2 protein-coding genes and 1 tRNA gene are annotated in these 992 nt (G+C 71.5%); 2 read left to right on the top strand and 1 reads right to left on the bottom strand.

Annotated elements, in window-relative coordinates; genetic code table 11:
* A partial coding sequence (locus tag E1293_RS47155) for a hypothetical protein (RefSeq protein ID WP_132206683.1) occupies nucleotides 1-432 on the top strand: 432 nt, incomplete at its 5' end.
* Here the strand turns inward: E1293_RS47155 and E1293_RS47150 are convergent.
* Complete coding sequence (locus E1293_RS47150) at nucleotides 429-695, bottom strand: YtxH domain-containing protein (protein WP_132206681.1); 267 nt, start codon at nucleotides 693-695, stop codon at nucleotides 429-431. The genes E1293_RS47155 and E1293_RS47150 overlap by 4 nt on opposite strands.
* Nucleotides 696-836: 141 nt before the next feature.
* Here E1293_RS47150 and E1293_RS47145 point away from each other — a divergent pair.
* Nucleotides 837-909: transfer RNA gene (locus E1293_RS47145), tRNA-Asn, on the top strand.
* The last annotated feature ends 83 nt before the right edge of the window (nucleotides 910-992 follow it).

Genomic DNA, 992 nt, shown 5'->3' with positions numbered 1-992 from the left:
GAACGCGCCCTCGCGACGGCCCCCACCCGCGGCGGCTCCCACGTGGTCGCCACCACCACCGCGCTGCACGTGCCCACCCCCTCCGGCGGCTTCGCCCGCATCCCCTGGGAACGCGTCGACCACGCCACCTGGAAGGACGGCTGGCTGCACGTCAAGGAGACCTCGGCCGGCGCCGAGCACCACGTCCGGCTCACCGACGCGGGCTCCGTGCCGGAGACCGTCCGCGAACGCGTCACGTCCACCATCGCCGTCACCCACCACGCGGCACTGCCCGGCGGCGGCAAGGTGCGCATCGCCGGCCGGCGCCCCGCCGCCGGCGGCGACGTGCGCTGGACGTTCGTCTTCGACGCAGGCCTCGACCCCGCCGACCCGGGCCTGCGCGCCCAGGCCGAACAGGTCCTCGAAGACCTGCGCCGCCAGACCGGTCTCTAACCCGGGTACACCGGAGGCTGCTCCTCCTTGCGGCCCTGCACCTGCTCCGGCACCCGCTCCTTCAGATGGCCCGCCTTGTCGCGCGCCGCCCCGGCGAACTCCTCGCCCTTCGACCGCAGCACGCCCGCGGCGTCCTGCACGTTGGGGTTCTCCCACCCCTGCCTCGACAACTGCTTGATCTGCTCGTACCGCTCACGCCCCGCCTTCGTCCCGAGGACGTAGCCGATCGCGGCGCCTGCCATGAACATCATGCGAGTCTTCATGTTGAACTCCCACTGCCGGTGGAAACGTGCCACGTCCCATACCCGCCAGCGCCGACCCAACCCATAACCGTGCGCGAACAGCCCCGCACATGCGCTAACCTGGACCCGCCGACAGGGGCCGAGGCCCCACCGGACGCACAATCCCGCGTAGCTCAATCGGCAGAGCAGCCGGCTGTTAACCGGCAGGTTATTGGTTCGAGTCCAATCGCGGGAGCGTAGCGGCTCCGCTTGCTTGTTGAGCTTCGCTCTACTTCGCCGGGGCTCGCCGTGTCTTCCCGGGGGGCGACCCCCGGACCC

Origin of the sequence: Actinomadura darangshiensis (assembly GCF_004349235.1) — a bacterium.
GTDB lineage: Bacteria > Actinomycetota > Actinomycetes > Streptosporangiales > Streptosporangiaceae > Spirillospora > Spirillospora darangshiensis.
Note: the sequence above shows the minus strand (reverse complement) of the source record. Positions and strands in the feature narration are given on the sequence as shown.